This is a genomic window from Ruegeria sp. H6 (genome assembly GCF_056532975.1).
The window spans coordinates 1-20649 of the sequence record NZ_JBQFOA010000023.1 but is presented as its reverse complement, the minus strand read 5'-3'; the positions used below and the strand labels follow the sequence as shown (position 1 = coordinate 20649).

The 20649-nt window shown below is 53.6% G+C and carries 19 protein-coding genes and 2 pseudogenes; 2 read left to right on the top strand and 19 right to left on the bottom strand.

All coding sequences use genetic code 11. From position 1 onward, the window contains the following. Positions 1–50: 50 nt before the first annotated feature. Genes ACR0AG_RS21960 through ACR0AG_RS21945 form a run of 4 tightly spaced genes read right to left on the bottom strand, consistent with a single transcriptional unit; the run spans position 51 to position 3878 of the window. On the bottom strand, positions 51–1112 hold the full coding sequence (locus tag ACR0AG_RS21960; RefSeq protein WP_170646536.1) for an extracellular solute-binding protein: 1062 nt from the start codon (positions 1110–1112) through the stop codon (positions 51–53). A 17-nt stretch (positions 1113–1129) separates the two neighbouring features. Further along, positions 1130–2227, bottom strand: a complete 1098-nt coding sequence (locus ACR0AG_RS21955; protein WP_480842768.1) for an ABC transporter ATP-binding protein — start codon at positions 2225–2227, stop codon at positions 1130–1132. Beyond that, positions 2224–3012 (bottom strand): ABC transporter permease, encoded by a 789-nt coding sequence (locus ACR0AG_RS21950; protein WP_480842766.1) that lies wholly within the window; start codon positions 3010–3012, stop codon positions 2224–2226. The genes ACR0AG_RS21955 and ACR0AG_RS21950 overlap by 4 nt, the downstream gene beginning before the upstream one ends. Continuing rightward, complete coding sequence (locus ACR0AG_RS21945) at positions 3009–3878, bottom strand: ABC transporter permease (protein WP_480842785.1); 870 nt, start codon at positions 3876–3878, stop codon at positions 3009–3011. Before ACR0AG_RS21945 ends, ACR0AG_RS21950 begins: the two co-directional genes overlap by 4 nt. A 127-nt stretch (positions 3879–4005) precedes the next feature. Between ACR0AG_RS21945 and ACR0AG_RS21940 the strand changes: the two genes are divergently transcribed. Beyond that, positions 4006–4641, top strand: a complete 636-nt coding sequence (locus tag ACR0AG_RS21940; RefSeq protein ID WP_480684558.1) for a TetR family transcriptional regulator C-terminal domain-containing protein — start codon at positions 4006–4008, stop codon at positions 4639–4641. Positions 4642–4918: 277 nt separating this feature from the next. On the opposite strand, the gene ACR0AG_RS21935 is transcribed toward ACR0AG_RS21940, so the two are convergent. The 7 genes and pseudogenes from ACR0AG_RS21935 to ACR0AG_RS21905 all read right to left on the bottom strand — a co-directional run. Next, the gene (locus ACR0AG_RS21935) at positions 4919–5200 is read right to left on the bottom strand and encodes a type II toxin-antitoxin system RelE/ParE family toxin (protein ID WP_480842764.1); all 282 of its coding nucleotides are present in this window, start codon (positions 5198–5200) and stop codon (positions 4919–4921) included. After that, a complete protein-coding gene (locus ACR0AG_RS21930) occupies positions 5197–5481 on the bottom strand; it encodes a CopG family ribbon-helix-helix protein (RefSeq protein WP_480842762.1) in 285 nt (94 codons plus the stop codon). Before ACR0AG_RS21930 ends, ACR0AG_RS21935 begins: the two co-directional genes overlap by 4 nt. A gap of 141 nt (positions 5482–5622) precedes the next feature. Then, positions 5623–6672, bottom strand: a complete 1050-nt coding sequence (locus ACR0AG_RS21925) for a helix-turn-helix domain-containing protein (RefSeq protein WP_480842760.1) — start codon at positions 6670–6672, stop codon at positions 5623–5625. Positions 6673–6878: 206 nt separating this feature from the next. After that, the gene (locus ACR0AG_RS21920) at positions 6879–7853 is read right to left on the bottom strand and encodes a ParB/RepB/Spo0J family partition protein (protein ID WP_480842758.1); all 975 of its coding nucleotides are present in this window, start codon (positions 7851–7853) and stop codon (positions 6879–6881) included. Between the two features lies 1 nt (position 7854). Continuing rightward, positions 7855–9036: a plasmid partitioning protein RepA gene (gene repA, locus ACR0AG_RS21915; RefSeq protein ID WP_480842756.1), complete on the bottom strand. Its 1182-nt coding sequence runs from the start codon at positions 9034–9036 to the stop codon at positions 7855–7857. A gap of 542 nt (positions 9037–9578) precedes the next feature. Next, positions 9579–10634, bottom strand: coding sequence for a tyrosine-type recombinase/integrase (locus ACR0AG_RS21910; RefSeq protein WP_480842754.1), 1056 nt, complete (start codon positions 10632–10634; stop codon positions 9579–9581). A 214-nt stretch (positions 10635–10848) separates the two neighbouring features. Then, positions 10849–10971, bottom strand: a pseudogene (locus tag ACR0AG_RS21905) (IS6 family transposase); the annotation flags it as partial. A 183-nt stretch (positions 10972–11154) separates the two neighbouring features. On the opposite strand from ACR0AG_RS21905, the pseudogene ACR0AG_RS21900 reads away from it, so the two are divergent. Further along, a pseudogene (locus ACR0AG_RS21900) lies at positions 11155–11661 on the top strand (transposase); the annotation flags it as partial. Between the two features lie 198 nt (positions 11662–11859). On the opposite strand, the gene ACR0AG_RS21895 reads toward ACR0AG_RS21900, so the two are convergent. The 8 genes from ACR0AG_RS21895 to ACR0AG_RS21860 form a co-directional block, all read right to left on the bottom strand. Continuing rightward, entirely contained in the window at positions 11860–12984 is a 1125-nt protein-coding gene (locus ACR0AG_RS21895) for an ABC transporter ATP-binding protein (RefSeq protein WP_480842752.1), read from the bottom strand. A 5-nt stretch (positions 12985–12989) separates the two neighbouring features. Further along, positions 12990–13871 (bottom strand): endonuclease/exonuclease/phosphatase family protein, encoded by an 882-nt coding sequence (locus ACR0AG_RS21890; protein WP_480842750.1) that lies wholly within the window; start codon positions 13869–13871, stop codon positions 12990–12992. Then, positions 13868–14890, bottom strand: a complete 1023-nt coding sequence (locus ACR0AG_RS21885; RefSeq protein WP_480842748.1) for a LacI family DNA-binding transcriptional regulator — start codon at positions 14888–14890, stop codon at positions 13868–13870. The genes ACR0AG_RS21890 and ACR0AG_RS21885 overlap by 4 nt, the downstream gene beginning before the upstream one ends. Before the next feature lie 6 nt (positions 14891–14896). Further along, complete coding sequence (locus ACR0AG_RS21880) at positions 14897–16978, bottom strand: alpha-amylase family protein (protein ID WP_480842746.1); 2082 nt, start codon at positions 16976–16978, stop codon at positions 14897–14899. An 8-nt stretch (positions 16979–16986) separates the two neighbouring features. Next, the gene (locus ACR0AG_RS21875) at positions 16987–17808 is read right to left on the bottom strand and encodes a carbohydrate ABC transporter permease (RefSeq protein WP_480842744.1); all 822 of its coding nucleotides are present in this window, start codon (positions 17806–17808) and stop codon (positions 16987–16989) included. Next, positions 17805–18755 carry a carbohydrate ABC transporter permease gene (locus ACR0AG_RS21870; protein ID WP_480842742.1) on the bottom strand — a complete coding sequence of 317 codons (951 nt, stop codon included), beginning with the start codon at positions 18753–18755 and terminating at the stop codon, positions 17805–17807. The genes ACR0AG_RS21875 and ACR0AG_RS21870 overlap by 4 nt, the downstream gene beginning before the upstream one ends. Positions 18756–18757: 2 nt before the next feature. Beyond that, complete coding sequence (locus ACR0AG_RS21865) at positions 18758–20026, bottom strand: ABC transporter substrate-binding protein (RefSeq protein ID WP_480842740.1); 1269 nt, start codon at positions 20024–20026, stop codon at positions 18758–18760. A 418-nt stretch (positions 20027–20444) separates the two neighbouring features. After that, the gene (locus tag ACR0AG_RS21860) at positions 20445–20543 is read right to left on the bottom strand and encodes a hypothetical protein (RefSeq protein WP_480842738.1); all 99 of its coding nucleotides are present in this window, start codon (positions 20541–20543) and stop codon (positions 20445–20447) included. Positions 20544–20649: the final 106 nt, after the last annotated feature.

Below are 20649 nucleotides of genomic sequence, written 5' to 3'. Positions count from 1 at the left end.
TTTCCTGTGTTTGTGTTCCGGGGCTGGTTGGCCCCGGAGATATTGTTGAATCAGAAGCCGGCTTTGATCCGTTCAAACTCCGCCAGCATTTTTGCCTCAAGCTCGGGGTTCACCGCATCAAAGAACAAACTGCCCTCGAAGAAGCTTTTTGGATCGGAGAAACCATAGGCTTCGATGTTGGCCTGATCGGCAACTTCGAACGCTTTTGCGTTGGAATGCGGGTAGCCCCAGTTGTCGATGATGTACTGACCGCTGGCCGGGTCGGTAAGCGCGTTCAACAGATCATAGACCTGATCGACCGGTGTCGTGGATGATTTCAGATGCACATAGCCGCACGCCCAGGTCGCGATACCCTTGTCGACGTCTCGCATCATCGCGGCCGGCACCTCATTCCAGATCAGGTTTAGTTCTGACTGGTTCCAGGCCCAACCCAATTCGATCTCGCCGCTGGTCATTGCCTGGTCAAACTGACCTGCGTCGGACCAGTAAAAGCGCATGTTCGGGTGGATCGAGCGCAGAAAGTCAGACGCTTCCTTGAACTGCTCATCGCTCAAGTTGGTGTAGTCGTCAGCATTTCCAGTAGCCAGCGCCGCTAACGCATACGCAGATGATGCGGCATCCGGGATAGCGATCTTACCGGCATAGGCCGGGTCGGCCAGCAATTGCAGTGAGATATCGTCGCCCGAGATCTTGTCAGTGCGATAGATAAGGCCCGTGTTCCCCCATTCGAACGGCAACATGTAAAGCTGGCCGTCCAGAACGATGGCGTCGACCTCCTTGATCTCGGGCAGTACATCGGCCCAATTGGTCAGTTTGCTTTCATCCAGCGGCTGAATCAGATCTGCTGCGACCCATTTTCTGACCGCGTCGGAACAAGGATGTGCCAGATCAGCAGTAAAACCGGAACTCAGCTTGGTAAAGGCTTCTTCCTGGCTTCCGAAATAGGAATAGCTCGGTGCCTCATTCCCGTATTTTTCCATGTAGCTGGCAAAGAAGCCCGGGTCTTCATATCCCGACCAGTCAAAAACCGTCAGATCAGCTCCACCGGCGCTGGCGCTTCCTGCACTTATCGCCGCCGCACATGCGAAAGCCGCAATTCCCTGAAGTTTCATTTTTTCCTCCCATTGTCTTATTCTGTGTCTGTGCCAAGATCGATCACGCTGGCGCTTTGGACTCCCAGCCAAACTGCGTCGCCGCGATTGAAATCAACCGTGTGAAAGTAGTTCGGAACCGAGACCGCGATCGGCGCGTCGGCTTCCGCAACCTGAATGTGGTAGTGAATGTTCTCGCCATAGAAGGCCACATTGCTGACTTTGCCCTGAACGGTTGATGGATAGTCTTCGGGTTTTTCAGTGGTGATTTCTAATTGTTCGGGTCGAATACCGATGTTCATATCTCGGGCGCTGGTTGCAACGTTGGGGTTTCTTCCAATTTCCATTTGGCCAAAGGCCTTCGCGTGGATTGAAAGCGTATCGCCATTTTCCTTTAGCAACTGGGCAGGCAGAATGTTCATCTCACCGATGAAACTGGCAACCTGCTGATCGCAAGGCCGGGCGTAAAGCGTTGTTGGCGTATCCACCTGCTTGAGGCGCCCATTGAACATCACGCCAATGCGGTCAGACATTGTCATCGCCTCGTATTGGTCGTGTGTGACCATCACAAAGGTAATACCCAGCGATTGCTGCAGATTGCGCATTTCAAATTGCATTTGCTCGCGCAGCTTCTTGTCCAAGGCCGACAAGGGCTCATCCAGCAACAATACTTTGGGTCGCATGATCAGCGCGCGGGCGAGCGCCACCCTTTGCCGTTGCCCGCCTGACAACTCACTTGCGCCGCGATCCTCAAGCCCCCCCAACTCGACCATTTCCAAGGCTTCGGCTACGCGCTGGTCGATTTCGGCTTTGGGGGCCTTGCCGCGTAATCCATAGGCCACGTTGTTCCCGACATTCAGGTGCGGGAAGATAGCATAGCTCTGAAATACCATGTTGGTCGGCCGGTTATTGGCAGGCACACCATCCATATCCTGACCGTCGATCAGCACAGTGCCTTTGGTCGGCTCTTGGAATCCCGCGATCATCCTCAATACCGTGGTTTTGCCACATCCCGATGGGCCGAGGAGTGAGAAAAACTCGCCTTCTTTAAGATCGAGATTGATCCCGCTAGCCGCCAGGAATGTACCATAGCGCTTTTCGACGCCCCTGAGTTCTATGATGTTTTTGTCTGTCATCTGACCTCTGGTGCGGATGAGCGGCGCCGGAAATACTCAGCCAGCATCAAAAGCAGGACCGATGTAAGCAGCAGGATAGAGCCTAGGGCCAAAACGTTTGGAAGCTTGGCGGGGAAACGAATCTGGCTCCAGATGTATACTGGCAAGGTTGGTTGGTTGCCGGACAGGAAAAAGGCGAGGACGAATTCGTCGAAGCTGACTGTGAAAGTGACCAACAAACTGGCTACGATACCCGGGGAAACGACCGGAAGCGTCACGCGGCGGAAGGTGTCGAACACGCCGACGCCCAGATCGTAAGATGCTTCCTCCAGCGACGCATCGAAGTCATCGAACGCAGACTTCAGGATCGAGACGGAAAACGGCAGCGCAAGAAATGTATGGCCCAGAACGACGGTCAGCAAAGACGGCTTGAGTCCGACAAACAGAAACAGAACCAGCATTGAAGAAGCAACTATAATGCCGGGAATAACCAAAGGCAGCATCACCAGACCTTCGGCAGCACGCTGACCCCGAAAACGGTACCGAACAAAGGCGCGAGCGGCGAACAACCCCATTGCGGTAGACAGAAGTGCCACGACGGTGCCGACGCCAAGCGAATTCCAAAGGGCCTGGATCAAGGTATCCTGTTCGCCCAGCTTCCGATACCAGTCCAGCGTCCAGCCCTTGATCGGAAAGGCAACTATTGTGCCGCTATTGAATGAAAACAAGGGCAGAAAAAGGACGGGCAGGTAAAGAAAAACCAAATACAGAAAAGCGTAGGCTGTCAGGGTCGAAGGGCGTCTCATCTTATACGCCTCCCTAGCCGGGTGGCGGAAACTACAAACACTATAGCGACAAAGCCAACCGATAGCATCGCGATCAGTGAAAGGGTGGCGCCGAGTGGCCAGTTGTTGGCGGCCCCGAACTGCACCTGAATTAGGTTGGCGATCATCTTCCCGTCCGACCCTCCAACCAGTGCCGGGGTCACATAGTCACCTACCGTGGGGATAAATATGATCAGACAAGCAGCAATAATCCCCGGGATGGTTAGTGGCAGCGTCACCCGCATGAAGCGTTGAAAAGGGCTGTTACCGAGGTCGGTGGCGGCTTCTAGTAAGCTTGGATCGATCTTCTGCAATGAGACATAGATGGGCAGGATCGCAAATGGCGCCCAGGCATGAGCAAGCGTCAGCACGACTGCAAATTCATTGTAGAGAAGGAAGTCCAGCGGTTCGTCAATCAAGCCAAGCATCAACAGTGCGGAGTTCATCACTCCATTGAACCCTAGAATGAGTTTCCAGGCAAAAACGCGCAGTAGGTAGCTAGACCAAAATGGAATGGTGATGAGCAGAAGCCAGATGGTCTTTTTCCGGGCCTTCATCGCGATGAAATAAGCGATGGGATATGCCAGTGCGACGGTAACTGCTGTAACTGCTCCGGCAATCCAGATCGACCTTAGCATTAAGTGTCTAACCAGAGGATCAGCAAACGCGTCGGTATAGTTTTTTACTGTCGGCGTCTTGTCGAGCGTTACGTAGGTTTGCGTCCAGAACGAATAGGCGATCAGGATCAACAACGGAGCCGCCACCAGAAAGCCCACATAAGCCGTGGCTGGTGCGCTGAGGGTATAGCCCCGGGATGCTTCGCTACGAAAGATTACCCAAACTCCCATCCGGATTTTCACGAGTCACTAATGGACGATCGTCCATTAAATGTTGCGCCAGAACGGTCTTTCGTGTCAATCTTCCTGTGAGATAGACTTGAGGGATGCCATCAAGAGGATGGAATTATTGAATAAAGTGGAAAACGTCAGAGGAAGAAAACGTGGCTCGAAACGTGCTCCGGATGCCAATAAGCAACTTCTGATCAAGGCGACTCTGGACTCTATCGCGGATATTGGAGTAACCGATACGACGGTCAGCCGCATCTGCGAGCGTTCTGGTTTATCGCGCGGAATGATCCATTTGCATTTCGGCGGGAAGGACAATTTGCTGACGGCAGCAGCCCAGCATTTCAGTGCTCAATATTATGCCGAAATGGACAAATTGACCGACCTGGGTTCGGATGCATCGCCCGAAGACCGTGTGATGGCCGTGATCGAGGCGGACCTATCCGAAGCTCTGCTCAATCCAAGAAGTACGAAAATCTGGCATGCATTCCGCGGCATCGCGAGCTCACACCCAGGTATTGCCCGCTACAGCAGCACCCAAGATCAAAAACTTGTCGAGACCTTGCGGCTTGCGTTTAAGGAGATAGCTCAAAAAAACGAGCGTGACCCAAACTTGGTGGACGATGCCACCGCCGGAACGCTGGCTTTGCTGGAAGGTATGTGGGTCAATTACCTAACAGATATGCAGGGTTTTTCACGACGACGCTCTGTTGATCTTATCAGACGTTTCTTGTGCGGACTTTTCCCCGGAAAATTCAAATTGTGAGATTTCGGGACGCTCAGATTTGAGACAGAAAAACAGCATGTTCTTGGAAAGCCGACTGATGGTATTGGCGAATTCCCTGGCGTCTAAATGCAACACCCCCGTGCATTGGACGAAATCCAACGCCCGCTTTCCCCCGGAAGAAAGGTTTCCATTGCACGTGCAGCGAAAGACCGCTTTCCGCCCCTCTGTGCAGAAGCTAATGGTCGAATAGCAAAATAGATTCGGTTGCTTGACCCCTACCCTGCCCGCCTGGAGCCACCAATTTAAACTCCTGGTTTCAGTAATCCGCGCCCTGGCGGGTATCCCAGAGACGTAAGATTTCTATCTGAGTGGGCATTACACGATAGATTAGCGTGAATGGGGTTCGCGGCACTGAAAGCTCCCGTATTTCTTGGCGTGTGTCGCTTGGGTGACCTGCATACGGGTTGGCTGCAAGAGTAAGCTGAATAGCTTTGAGCTGAGCTCGTGCTCTTTCGCTGCCTTCAGGAAAAACTGACGTGTAGTAGTAACGGAACCATTGAATGTCCCGGGCTGAATCTTCGAGAAATACAATTTTCATTGGCTATCGGATTGCCCGCTTGCTACCGGAGCCGGGAGCTCATTCTCGGTATCCCAGCTGTCTATCCAGGCATTCATTTCGTCTGCCGTGATGAACTTACCTAGATCTGCTTTTTCTACAGCTGCATCAATGGCTGCTCGCTTTGCGGCCTTGGATTCCAACATCATTCTAATTGCTCGTACAGCGAGCTGCGCAGGCGGCCGATCTTCTATCGCAGCTTCTCGTTCCAGAGACTTTCTCAAGTCTTCATCAAGACGGATTGAATATGGGCTGGTACTCATCGCAATCACCTGTTTCCGCTGTGTGGTACAATGTAATACATCCGCATTCTATTCACAATAGAACGATGGGATGAACTTCTTCTGTTGCTCTGAACTCATAAGCGAGATGTGAATTCATAAGTACGGCCTTCTCGTCCGCGGTTATTTTGAGTTTTGCGCCAACAATGCGGTTGGCTGCATGTCTCCCCGATCGATCTTTGACGTCAGAGAAATTAAATAGGCCTGGTGAGATTGTATGTTCTCCGCTCGTTGGAAAATATATCCCAAAACCATGAAACGGAGAGCTGGGCCATGTGTCGATTTCATAGCATACCAAGTCTGACCAAATCGTAGGTATTCGGCGATATCGTCCATAAGACGGTCACAATGCGGCTGATCCCGGGCGAAGCGGAGTTCGGAGCACAAGCGTGGAAAGCTGCGCTCCATTTGATCTGGAGAAACTTGAATCTGAGAATGTTTTTCTTTCTTAACTATCGGATTCAAAGAGTCTTCTTTGTGCCCCTCAATTTCATGGTCATTGGCCCTCAAATTTTCTGTATCTGTCTGTGTTATCTGGGAGATTTCCACAGAGATTTCGGCCAGAAGTTCGCGTAGTACGTTTGAATCTGGTTTGCGACGCAGAGCGTTGCGCACGTTGGCCATCAATTCTGTAATCGCCGTGTCGTCTGCTACGAGTTCTCTGAGGTTAGCCAGAGCGGCTGATACCTTGTCGCGGAGTACAGTGAACTCGAGAACGCGATCAGCATACCTCTGGGCTTCCTGGATGAACTCGGCATGCCTTTCAGACAAGGGCATCAGCGACAGTCCAGTTGCGGTAACCACCCTGCCCTGTCGGTCCCGGCGCGCCCAGCGTTTGCCGTTTGCGCTCATGACGCGCCGGATAACCCCAAGCTCAACCAACGCCGAGATATGGCGCTCAACAGTTTGAACACTGACATGGGTTCGTTTTGCGATTGCCACGTTGGAAGCGAAGCAGATGTGACGGTCATCCTGATCCGAAGAAATCTGATCTCCAATCACAAAGGAAATCATCGCTCTCAGGACGTTGAGGGAAGTGGATTTAAGCCCAAGCGGTTCTCTGGCCTCTTCAACCGCCCGAAGAAGCATCCATTTTTTGGGCGTATGAGTCCCCTGCCCTGCCGTTCCCGACAAGGTTGCTCCATTTGGAGCCAATGCTTTTAGTGTTTTCATGAGTTAATGTCAGCAGACAAAGAAAACCTGTTCACCCAGAGGCGTTTTTTGTTGTCTCGTGATTCGCGGGCTGTTAGGGTTTAGGTGTCAAATCTATAACCACTAGTTGGTTTTCAGCCCTCGGAGCCTTAGGTTTCGGGGGTTTCTTTTTTGCTTTTCTCCTCTTTGCTCGTTGCCTCATGTAGAGTTAACAGTTGTTAACTCGCTTACTCCTCGGCGTTTTCTTTGAAGCGCTCGTAGGATTCCTGAACTATTTGAGAAAGGTTGTCCGAAAGCCAACGTGAATAGGCTTCATTTTCCCCTGCTCTTTTGATCGTCATATTCACCGTTGAATTGCTGATCTTAATGACAACGTCGGGTGCCGGTCGGATTTCTTGTGCTTCTTTCTTACGAGCCAAGCTGCCTAAAAGCCCGTTCAACCGATCGTCTGAACTACCTGCGTTGAGCGTCTCCAAGAGCTTCTTAGCCTTGTCCGCTGCTATTATCTTTTTTCGCAACGCATCGGCGAGTGCCGTCCACTTGGGTCGCCCAGATCTCGGTGCTGGGCCGATCATATCGCCAAGATCATCGGGAATATCGTTTGTAATTCGCTCCAATTGCGACAACGTGTTTTTTGAGATGGCCAGTGCCGTGATCACTTCAGAACGATCATATCCTTGGTTTAGAATCTCTCGCGCAAACCGAGCTCTCTCGTAGTAACTGAGGTCAACACGAGAAGAGTTCTCCAGACCCTTTGCCTGAAGCGCCTCTTTGTCATCCAACGCGCGCACCAAAGCGCGAACAGGCTGGTTTAGATACTGACAAGCTAGGATGCGGCGGCGGCCGTAAATAACCTCAAAGTGGCCGTCCGCTTCCTCAGACGGACGCAGGAGGACAGGAACCTGTTGGCCTCCTGCGTCTTGGATGCTTTCAGCCAGTTCCAGAACAGCTGGATCGACTGTTGGTTCTGCCTCGGAGTTAACAGGTGTTAACTCAATCCCAAGCCTATCTCTTGGGCCCCAGGGCAAAATAAGCGAGGTATCGATGTCTTGGATACCACCAGCTCCAACACGGACCGAAGCTATGGTGCCGCGAGGAAGTGCCGCGTTGGCGCGTTCCGTTTTTGTAGGTGGGATTGGTGGGTTTCCGGCTGCCGCTGCAATCGCTGCAGCCATGCTGGTTTTATTTTGTTTAAGTGCCATTTCAACGGCCCCACGCGGTTTGAATCATGTTTGAAACTTCGTGTCCCACGGCGTCCATACTAGATCGTGCACGGTCATAAGTAGACCGCGTCATTTCTGACCGAACAACTTCATACATTGTCATTTTCAGCATTGCAGCATCGGCAATAGCAGTGCTTCGCAGCGCAGTTGCTCCGATCACCCGATCTTGAAACAGCGCCCGCATCAGGCTGACAATTTGCTGAGATGGAGTATCGGATGGATCGTCTCGGGTTATGAGGAACCGGAAGTTGTCATGGACTATCGGAATTCCGGAGTTTTCAAACTCTTCCAGATAAGCCGAAGTCATCTCAAGAAATTGCTGCGTGGACGCCACGTCCAACATGCTCGGTGTCAGTGGTACGATTACTGAGGTCGCCGCGAACAATCCCGCCAGCGTTAGAAACCCCAACGAAGGCGGGCTATCGATAATGATCACATCATAGTTTTCTTCTACTGACTCGATAGCGTTGGAGAGTCGATTAAAGAAAGGGATGCCTTTGCGGGCGTAGACGGCGGTTTCTGTTTCAAACTCCGACAGTATTAACTGGGCAGGAGAAAGATCCAGTCCGGGGAAGTAGGTGCCCCGAATACACTCGGACATTGGGATTGGGTCTTCGTAGCGAAGGGCATCATAAATCGAATTACCTTCAAACTCGATCTCGGGCTGTATTCCGCAAAATCCAGTTAAGCTGCCTTGTGGATCAAGGTCGATAGCCAGAACACGATAACCTTGAAGCGCAAGATAGTGGCATTGGTGAATAGCTGAAGTCGATTTTGCACTGCCACCCTTGAAGTTCATAAGTTGAATAACCTGAAGCCGGTCGCTATCGCGACGGCCGGGTAGGTATTTGCCCGGCTTTCTGGAGCTACCTTCAAGGATCTGGCGCATCGCTTTGATTTCAGTTCCAGAGTAAAAGCGCCGGCCATTCTTGTTGACTTCAGGCTCCGGAAGTGAGCCCTCAGCATGGCCTTTTCGTAGGTACTGTCCGGTTGTACCAAACAGGTCGGCAACCTCAGTTGCACTGAAGAGGCGGAGGGTCTTCGACAACTCTGGCGAATACGCCTGAGTCAGGTGTGTAGTAAGTGCAACTTGTAGACGATCAGAAATTTCACGTGTAACGTGAGACTGCGTCGTCGCAGCAATGGGTGTGGTCTGTAGCATAGTTGCAGTTTTCCTGCTCATTTTTGTATGGTTGCGCAACTTGAGTACATTTAGGCACTCGTATTCCGATTCATGTCAAGAGAAAAATCAATAACTTGTGGGTCGCTGCGAAGCCCGCACAAGCGTTCTGAAGTTAACAGCTGTTAACTCATGTTTCCATTGGGCAGTTAGGAAGCGCTTTGAGGTTGCAGGATGCCGGTATAAATCGGTCACGGATTTCGATTTTTGCGGTTGCTGAGTTCGGTCAGATTGCACTCTCTATTGAAATAAGTTCTGCCACAGGTGCTTTCATGCGATCACGTCGTGCTCGAGTTGCAGAAGATTTGCCTCACGATGTTCAAAAGCCTAATTGGTCGGTTCTCTTGATAGGTGCTGACAGGCTAACCGACTTGCTAGGGTAGGGCGGGCCACCTCTGGCTACGGGTTCCCTGTACCCGCCAAATTTGTTGTGGAATGAACTCTATTCCAGTGCGGGTCTTAAGCAGAAACTTCACTGCGAACCAACAAGTGCTGATGTCGCGTATCGATTGAATCAGTTTCTCTCACCCCAACAGGTCCGTCGCCGGGTTTTCTGCGATATCGACGTCGTCATAGTATTTCTGTGCTTGTGCCATGGAACGATGCAGTGACAGCCGCATGGCGGCTTGGATCGGCGCACCGTCGAGAGCGGCCTGGGTTAAGAAACCTGAGCGCAACCCGTGCGGCGAGGCGAAGTCCTCCGGCAACCCTGCCAACTGGAGGCGATGTTTGACGATCTGATAAATTGCGTCCGGCGAAAGCCGACGTTTCAACACACGATCCGCTTTTGAGACTGGTCTGAACAGTGGCCCGTTCTTAATCTGTCCCACTTCGATCCAATGGACCAGCGCCAGGCCTGCGCGGCCTTTCAGCACCAGCCGCGGCGTTTCACCTTTGGTTGTCGTCTTGGTTTCCAGCAGTGAAATCCAAACCAGGCTTTTCTTGTCGAACTCCTTCAGCGAGACGTCTTCAAACATCAACCCGGTGATCTCCGAGCGCCGTCTACCACCAGAAGCCCAACCCAGCATCATGATGGCGCGGTCGCGGCAATCCCGCCGGGACCCCCGACAGGTGGACAGCAACTGCTCGAGCACATCGCGGGTAATCGGGTGCTGCGATTTTGGGGCAGGGGGCCGGGCTGCTGCCCGGCGCGCCTTGGCACGGGCCTGCTTCACCTGCGGCGCACCGAAAGGGCTGGTCAGGTTCTTCATCCGGTGAAACGCCAGCCAGGAAGCGATGCGCCGGTCCAGCGTCGAAGGGGCAGGGCAGGCGAGGGACTTGCGCAGCCCCTGAGCAATCAGCGCTTCTGCGGTTTCGCGCGCCACATCCGTTTCTGGTGCGTCATTCAGATCCCGGGCGTGATCGAGAATGAAGGCCAGCGCAGTGGCCTCAGATTCCGGCCAGTCCAGCGTCGCTGCGAACCGCGTGGACTTCCAAGCGGTGACATAAAGCAGATCCCGTTCATATGCCCGCAGCGTATTGGCGGGCGTGCCGCGCACATAGAGGTCGGTGAGAGCCTCCTGATCGGCGGTGGAGAGGGCAGGGGCGGCGGCTGGGAGGTATGGGGCAGGGGGCTTCATGTACCCATTCTGCGTCAATTTGGGTCAGATTTCAAATAACATGATAAGGGATACTTATCAGGTTTAATAGTAAATTGACAGTACGCCAAAAGTAACGAGCAAAAATATTAGATTATGAGCGTAAAGTGGGGAGGGTGCCTAAGATCACTACAAAACCCGCTGGATCTGTTGCGAAGTTTCTTGCTTTACGAATAGTTGAAACCGAACCTGCAGCTTATGCCGCTAGTTCTGCAAATTGACGAAACGGACAGACTCCGGGCGTGAGTTGGCCTTTACGGATCATGTGTGCCACTTCGATTCCGTCGAGGGTGGCCGACTGAGTGTTCAATCGCTTAAACAAACCTCAATGACGGACAGCCGAGAAAATGAGCGCGTAAATACCAAAAAGATCAACGGTCCTTGGTACCGATGGCTTTACGCGTCAAGCACACTCTGTGCGGGCCGGCGTGCTGAGATATTCCACTTCAATCTTGTTGTCAGGCCTCAATCGATCATTCTATTTCTGCCCCGCTGTCCTGAAACATCACTCAATCCGTACAGCCGATACATCATCGCCTGGAAGCTTTGTACGACGATGAAGACCGAGGATGTGACCGACACACTGGACCTCGCCTTGCACGCCTCAGGCTGTGATCAGGCAACGGTGCTGCACAAACCACGCCTGCTCAGCGACAACGGGTCCAGCTACATCTCTGGTGAGCTTGCCGAATGGCTGGAAGAGCAGAAAATGGATCATGTTCGAGGGGCGCCATACCATCCGCAAACTCAGGGAAAGATCGAGCGCTGGCACCAGACTCTCAAGAACCGCATCTTATCGGAAAACTACTATCTGCCCGGCGATCTTCAGCAGCAGATCGATGCATTCGTCGATCACTACAATCACCGGCGTTACCACGAAAGCTTAGAAAACCTCACGCCTGCTGATGTCTATTTTGGACGCGGGCAGACCATTCTAAAACAACGAGAAAGGATCAAACGAAAGACCATCGAAACCCGGCGCTTGCTTAACCGCAAATCCGCCGCATAATCACAACAACCAGTTGAGCCAGACCCTCTCTTAGTTCAGGCGGCCATCTGTCCCAAAATCCCTGACGACGGACAATCAGCACAGTTTTCGACTCTTGCAACCGCTATGATGCTGCCCGGATTGTATGCGATGATTTTCAGCGCAGTGACGCATCTGTCCCTTTACGGGCTTGTCCATTTCAGCGATTGGATCGCACCATCAAATCTTGTGATCGGGCACACTGGATTTCAGGTTTTGTCCGCTTTGGCTGTCGAATAAGTGACATTTGTCCAGTGCGACAGTGAAATCCATCTGCTCTCCAGAACTTACCGGGCGTGGATTGAACATGACGGACTGCACTTGATTTCCACCCAAGTCAGAAAACAATGCCGCTTCCGAGCCCAGATCTTCTGAGAGAGCAACCTGCATGGGCAACGTGCTGCTGGGACCTTCGACGGGCAGGCCGTGGCCAGAAGGCGATATCGCGTCCGGACGGATGCCCAGCTTGAGCTCTCGACCAGCGGTGAGCTTACGCGAGAGCGTTGCAGGCGCAGAAATCTCTACACCACCTGGCAAGGCCAGCATCGGAGCGCCATCACGGCTCGTCACCCTGGCATCGATCAAGTTCATCGGAGGCGACCCGATGAATGTTGCAACAAAGGTGTTCACCGGATATTCAAACACGTCGCGCGGGGTACCGACCTGTTCGATATGCCCATCTTTCATGATCACGATCCGGTCGGCCAAGGTCATGGCCTCGATCTGATCATGGGTGACATAGATTATCGTATTGCCGACTCGCTGATGCAATTTCTTGATCTCGATCCGCATCTGAGTTCGTAATTTGGCGTCAAGGTTTGAAAGCGGCTCGTCGAACAGATAGACATCCGGATGCCGAACGATGGCGCGGCCCATCGCAACGCGCTGGCGCTGACCGCCAGATAGTTGCCCTGGCTTGCGTGAGAGATACTCGGTCAGACCCAGAATATCTGCCGCGTCCCCAACCCGGCGGGTGATCTCCGCATTTGGCGTGCCCGAGATTTTCAGGCTGAATCCCAAGTTTCCAGCCACGGTCATGTGAGGGTAAAGCGCGTAGTCCTGAAACACCATTGCGATGTTGCGTTCGCGCGGGGGCATTTCATTGACGACCTGATCGCCGATCATCAAAGAGCCGTCGGTAATCTCTTCCAGTCCCGCAATCATGCGAAGCGTAGTGGATTTGCCGCAGCCAGAGGGGCCAACAAATACAACGAATTCCTTGTCTTCGATCTCCAGATCAATGCCATGGACCACTTGGGTTTTGCCATAGGCTTTGACGATTTTTTCGAGTACAACGCGTGCCATGGAAGTCAGTCCTTGTTTTGCTCTGCGAGCTCAAGCCAGACCGGTAAATGATCCGATCCGCGAGCAGTTTTGTCTATGTGCATGTGCCGGATGCGATGACGCAGGGTTGCACCGACGAGAATGTGGTCAATCCGGCGCGTGTCGAAATGGGCGGTTTTTCCCGTGTTTTCGTCACGGCCCAGCCAAACCCAGGGATCGACAAACCCATCAATTGTCTGGACACGACCACCCTCCATCGATTTCGGCCCCACAAAAATGTCGTAGACGGGTGTTTCCACACCGCTATTCAGATCGCCCATCAGGATCGCATCTGTTGGCATCGGTGGGGGCGGCGCGTCATTCTGCCAATGGGTGTCGATCAGATCAGGATCGCCGCACCACGCGCCCCCTTCGCCCGGAGCCGCGAGAATGCGATCCCGCACGAACCTTGCTTGGGTGACTGCAAATTCCGGTGACCAATAGAACAAATGGGTGTTGTACAGTCGCAGTGCACCACCCGGTGCGTCGATCACAGCCTCAAGCAGCGCGGCCTGCACGGCATGACGGGTGATGGAGCCCATCTTGGGCAGAGGGTAGGTGCGCGTGGACAGAATTGGATAACGCGACAAGATCATCTCACCATGTTGGCGGCGACGATTGACCAGCTTGCCGCTCTCATCGTGATAGCTGCCATCCGTATCCTGCCCGGCGCCGTAGACCCAATGATAATCACCTAGCAATTCGGCAAGTTCGGCCGCCTGATCAACTTCACCGCCGCGTTTGAAGAACCGATCCACCTCTTGCAAACCAATAATGTCAGCGCCTTCCAGTTCGCGAGCGATGCGTGGCAAGTCCAGCTGGTCGTCGATCCCGACGCCATAGCGAATGTTGTAGCTGACCAGTTTCATGATCGTTTCAGTCTTTCTTTTGGTCCCAATGATCCTCGCAGCACCAATTCGCACCCCAATGATACTGTCCTTGGGGTATCCACAGTGCCCTCAAGGCGGCTGATCGTCAGTTCTGCCAGAGCGCGGGCGACGGCCTCCACCGGCTGCGCAACAGCGGTGATATCGGGGGTCGTAAGCGAGAAAAAGTCGGGGTCATCGAATGACACCACATCCATCTGCTGACCCGGCGCAACTCCTGCTTCGCGCATATATTCCAACCCGCCGGTGGCAAGCACATAGCTGCTGTAGAAGATTGCGCTTGGCGGGTTGGCCATCTCATTGAGCATGCGGGTGGCCGTATGCCCGTTGCTGCGGCTCCAGTCCTGCCGCCAGATCAGGTCCTCCCGTATAGGAAGCCCGGCATTCTTCAATGCGTCGAGATATCCTTCAAGCCGGTTTTTTGCTGTACTTTCATAAAGATCACCCGTGACAAAGCCGATGTCAGTGTGGCCGAACTCGATCATCCGACTGATGGCATTGCACGTTCCGGCACGGTCGTTGACGATAACCCGATCTGCCTTGACTTGCGGTAGATCGTTGTTGAACAGCGTTATTGGAAGACCGCGTGATATCTGGTGGTCCACTTCGGTCTGAATGCTTTCTGTGCAGGAAAGAAGCAGTGCGTCAATCCTGCGCGAGGCCGCCGCTTCTAACGCCTCGGTCATGGCTTTGGGTTGATGTCCGTGGTGGAAGGTCAAAAGCGAATAGCCGTGCGGTTGCAAGGCATCTACCAGAACAGAGAGGATGGCCGCGTTGAACTCATCAAACACAGGTACCAGCAACCCGATGGATTTGGTGCGTTCGGTTTTCATTGCGCGGGCCAATACATTTGCGCGGTAACCGAGTTCGGCAATGGCTGCCTCGACACGCGACTTGTTGGCGTCACGTATGTTTTGACCGTTGAGAAACCTTGAAACGGTTCCAACTGCGACGTCAGCCTTTTTTGCGACATCCAATATGGTCGGGTTGCGTTGATTCATGTCAAATCACCTGTTCGATTGCCCAGACTGTATGACAAGCGCTGTGTGAATGTGAAACCGAGGCAAGCTGATCGTCAGTTTTTCAGCGTCACTGTTGTATTGCCAAGGCACAGCCTGTCCGCTGTAGGCGCAAGTGACCTCGGCCGGTGCCACGTTGGCGCGCACCCATGCGGTTGCGCCTTCGATCTCGGGGGCGTCTTCGATGATTTCGATCGGGCGGGTGTGGCCATCATTATAGGCCATCCCCGATCCCCGCATTTGTGTCGGTGCATAGAGGACATGCAGGACCTGACGGTCATGGTCAGGTTGTGACATCAGAGACATGCGGGTGGCCGATGGCAGATCCGAGCCCATCATCCGGTCGGAATAAACCCGGTTCAACATGCCGCGTGCCAGATATTTGTACAGCACTTGCCCGGTTGCACCATACAGTCGGAACAGCGGGTAGGCGCAGTGAACCACGTTGCCCTTTTGCAAAATTGCCGGGCCTAAATCGGTGGCTTCAGGATCCTCGGGCGTATGCAGGTGAGAGCAGAAACGGTCCCAGCTGCGATTGAAGTAGGACGGGCGGACAGTAGCCAGTATGTCGGCGTCTGTTGCGCTTAACGCCAGCGGCTTTTCATACATCACAATCGAGGCGTCCGGCAGGTCCGGATCGAGCTCTTCAGCTGCCTTTAGGTAGCTTGGGTCAAACTGAATGTCAGGAGCAAGCTCAGCCCCGATATCCAGCGCTAAAGCGTCCCCATCGGCGTTCAGCACAGATTGCCCGGTGGCCAGAACCGCGCCCCCGTTGGAAGTGAATTGTGCCAGTGACGCGGCAAAAGCTTTGCTGGGCCTGATGTCATCCGGCAGGATTACCAGCCGGTATTTTGATAGGTTCGCATCACTTTCAATGACGTCAAAGGGGATTTGCAGCTCCAGCATCATCCGTGCGGCGGCGGCGTCGCTGGGTGATGTCCGATGACCCAGATGGCTGGACAGACCTCCGCTTTGTGCCTCGACCGAGACCAGAGCAACATCAGCTTGATACTCTGCCGCGCGGGCGTAAGGCTCAAGTGCCCGTACACGCTCATAGGCGGGGCGGATCAATTCATAGGTGGCCGGGTCCATTGCACCATTGGGATGCAGCTGATCACCGATGGAACAATGCGCGCCCATTGCGATCATCTGGCAGCATTCGAAAATCAAGGCCTCGGGGCGTTTGAAGCCGCCAAACTCACCCCAATGCGTGTGAAAGCGCCCGGTCATGCCCAACATCGGCAGGCCCAGCCCGTCGGCGTAACGGGCCGTGGCCGGAAAGTGATCATATCCCCAGCCACCAGTTGGCAGGCTTTCCAGTTCAAGCTGTCCGTAGTGCTGGTAACGCTCTTTCTGGCCTTTGAAGATATGCCCAGAGTTGTAGAAAATCCGAACATCAGGGAAGGCGCTGTTGATCTCGGTGGAGAAGCGTTCAAAGAATGCCATCAGAACAGCTTTGTCATTTGCATTTCGGTCGCAGCCTTCGCTGGGATCGAGGCCTTTGGAGCGTATAGAGTCCAGACATGCATTGCAGACACATTCGTAAGATCCAAGGATGTCCATGAAGAGTGCTGGCGGCGCGTAGGCAGCGCAAACCTCGCGGGCCATTGCGATCACGTAGTCAACATAGCCCGGGTGGTTCAGGCACAAAGTATGCCAAGTGGGTGTGAGCTGGTTCATCGCGCTGGGTTCTGTGCCCGGATAATTGGCCGCCTTGTTCTGAGCCTGCATTACCCGCCATTCCGGATGCTCACGCGCGCACAGCTCATCCCATTGAACAGTCAGATAGATCGGCGTTTCGATGTCTGCGCCGCGACAGGCCTGTACCATATCACCCAGCAGGTCGGGCCGTTTCAGGTGCGGATGTGGTTTGCCGGCTGTGGTCGGGTAATAGGCCCAGCCATGATGGCAGCGCGCAAACAACGTCACGGAGTCAACTGCGCCCTCTTTCAGCACTTTCACAAACTGGTCGGGATCAAAATCAGCCCCCACACCTTCGATATGTTCTGAAGTGTGGAAATCCAGATGAATTTGGCGAAAGCGAAAATTCTGGGGCACTTGTTTGGGCATTCGTATTGTTATCCTTTTGCACCACTGCGGTTTTTGCCGTCAGCCGAGAAGTACTTCTGGAACACCAGAAAGATGACGAGTGGGAGAATCGAGGTGATGATGGTTGCCACGGCACGCTGGTCCCAGTTGGGCTCATAAGCACCGGATATCGTTGAAAGCAGTACAGGAAGCGTCGCGTTTTCCCGCAGGAAGAGCATGGGGATCAGCAGTGCGTTCCAAGTCCACATGAATTGCAGGATTCCAACGGCAGCCATCGCTGTGAGCGTGTTGGGCAGAACGATGTAGAAATAAGTTCGCAGATGCCCACAGCCGTCCACTTGCGCAGCGTCGATCAGTGAGCGGGGAAAGCTGCCAAGAAAGTTTTTCACCAGCAGGACAGACCATGCAAAGGACAGCCCGACGAAAGGGATGACGACCGAGGTATAGCTGTCGATCAACCCCAGCTCTCGCCACAATTTGAACAGTGGAATGATCACGACTTGTGTGGGAACGACAAAGGCGTTCACCAGTATCAGCAGCAGAACACGGCTGAACGGAAACTTCAGATAGTGGAACGCATATGCGGCGGCCGGTGCGAACAACACGGGCAGTACGGTCGCAAAGCCCGCAATCAGCAGAGAATTGAGGAATGCGCGGCCCAGAGGATAGGTCGTCCAGACCTCAACCCAGGCATCAAGGGTGAATGTGAAAGGATCCAGCACCCACCATCCTGCGGTTATCTCACCTTCGGGGCGAATTGACATCATGATGATGCCTGCCAGCGGGATCAGCCAGAGCGCGGCGACAGTGCCCATGATCAGGATAGGCCATTTGGGTGTCTTGCGGATCATCGTGCCTCCGAGCTCCGTTTCAGGATCAACGGCAATGAGCAGATCATGATCGCTAGCAGCAGCACGATGGTGCTGGCCGCGCCATAGCCTTGTTTGAAATAGACCACTGTCTCTTGATACATGAAGTAACCAACTGTCTCGGTCGCCCGGATCGGACCGCCTGCGGTTAGAATTTGGATCATGTCGAACGCCTTGAGGCTATTCAGCAGGTTGATGAAGATCGCGATGCTCACGCCAGGCAGGCTGAGCGGGATCATGATGTAACGCACGATTTGCCAGTTGGTTGCGCCGTCTACATAGGCCGCTTCGATCTGACTGCGCGGGATGGCCTGAATGGCGGCAAAGCAGGTCAGCAGCGGCAGGCCGGCCTGCGTCCAGACATAAGCCGCGATTACGCCCCAAAGCGCCGTGTCGGGATCGCCCAGCCAGGGGTTTGCCCAGTTATCCAGACCCACGGCGCGCAAGATACCGTTCAGCAGGCCAAATTCAGGTTGCAGAATGCCCAGCCACATCAGACCGCTTGCGGTTTCAGAGATGCCATAAGCTGCAAAAATCACAATGCGGAAAGGTGCTGTTGCTTTGGGGGCCAGACCGGACATCAGGGCAAATGACCAGCCGATGCCAACCGAGATAAATGTACAGGACAATGTCCATGTCAACGTCACCTTCAGGGCGTTGTGAAAATTGGGATCAGCGAACAGTTTGATATAGTTGTCCAGCCCGGCAGGTTTTGGGCGGCCCAACCCTGTCCAGTCCAGAAAGCTGACGCGGAATGTCTCGATCAGGGGGTAAAGCACGCCGACCGCGAAGAAAAAGAGTGTTGGTGCGAGCAGCGCAAACGCCACCCAATCCTGCCGTTTGAGCGAGCGGGATGATACCCTTTCGACCAGCCCCGCAAAGGGGCCGGTCTGGGTCTGTTGGGAGGAGAGGTTAGACCCACTTTCCATGTTCAGTAGACTTCGTTTGCCTTGGCTTCCAGGGTCGCCGTGATTTCATCAATCGATGCATCCGACGGGTCCTGCAGAAACTTTTGCAAACCAACCCTGAACTCGCCGCTTAGCTCAGCGGGGAGCAGATCATCCAAAACAAAGAAAACGTCCGAGGATTGGAGAAGACCAGCATATTTGGCAACTACTGGGTCATATTTAGAGAGATCAGCATTTGCACTGGGTGTTGCCTGACCATACTCCGCGATAATCGCGGATCCTTCGGCGCTCAGGACGTAGTCGATGAACATCTCAGCGGCCTCGGGATTGTTGGCACCCTCCATGACAACAAGGTTCTTGCCATCAACGCTCATGGCGTCGGCATTGGCCTCTTCAATGGTCGGAAACTGGACGAAGTCATAGTCTGTGCCAGCCGTAAGTGCATATTCATTTGTCGCCCGACTGTTGACCCATGTGCCAATCAACATGTATCCGGCTTTGCCATCTTTCAGCACGGCGTCGGCCGCATCGTCCCAATGCGTGGACAGCATTGTCTCGGCATCGGCACAGCAATTGGCTTCAAGCATTGCGCGCAAATTACGGAACGTTTGCTTGACTGGCTCATCTGTCCATTTTGCTTCGTGACGAGCCAGCTTGCCAGCAAAGTCAGTACCTGCTGTTTTCAGCAGCGCGTTCTCGAACCATTCGGTCTGGGCCCAGCTTCGCGCGCCGATATAGACAGGCAAGTCGCCTGCTTCGCTCAGCGGCTTGAACGACGCCAGAAAGCCATCCCACTCGGTTGGGACAGGATCGACGCCTGCCTCGACCATGGTGTCGTTGCGATACCAAAGGCCCGACCGGTTACCTGCAATAAAGTAGGCGCCATAGGTGCTGCCATCATGCTCGCTCAGGCGGCGCCAACTGTCGTTCAAAGCGTCTGACCAACCGTATTGCTCCCAGGCTCCATCCAACGGACGCAGAAGGCCATTGTCGACCATTTCCTTTTCCAGCGATGGCCAGGTGTTGATCAGAATGTCGAACTGCTCTCCGGCCAACAAGGCCGTACGGATGCCGCCACGCGCATCGTCGCCACCGGCAGCGGGGTTGATATCCTTCACGTCGATGTCGGGGTGTTTCGCTTCGAAGCCTTCTTCAAGTTTGAGGATCATCTCGCGCTCGGAACCCCCGAGCCAGTTAAAGATCACCAGCTCCTGATCGGCGGCAATAGCGCTTCCGCCCGTCATCATGCCCATGGTAATTGCGAGTATAGACGTCTTTGAGAGTAGTTTCATCACATCCTCCAAAATGAAACGTTTCGAGTTCTGAATGTTAGTAAACAGTTTGTATGTTACATATCAAGAAAAAACTTTGCCTAAAGACGATAACGTTTCATTTTATTGCGTAACTTCTCAGTGACATTTCAATCGCAAGACTAATTTAGACAAACAGGACCCAACTTACCGGCTGTGGGGCCAGTTGAAACGTGGCTGTAAGATGGACTTTGAAGGATTGAAATACCTGAAGTACCCGGACCGATATTTGGCAGGATCTGAAACGGCGGAAATTGAAATAGCCGCGCGTATAGCCCCCGTAAGAATATGAACTAGGTTCGATCAAGCATAGTCATATTGACGGTGTCGTCTAAGGCAGAACCCTTTCAATTCGTTTTGGCTTCAAGTTTGTTTTTTGGCTTTCGTTAACAGCGAGGTCTTATCCTTGGACGACATTCTGACGCTGCGCGCCCAGCCCTTTGATGCCAAGCTCCATCGTGTCGCCGGGTTTCAGATAGATCTGCGGGTTTTGACCCATACCAACACCCGGGGGGGTATTGCCAAGTTGTTGGCGGCCGATTGTGAAGCATCGGAAAAGGCAGGGTTATGCTGCCATTTCGGCGGTGTAAGCGGACCAGAGGCTG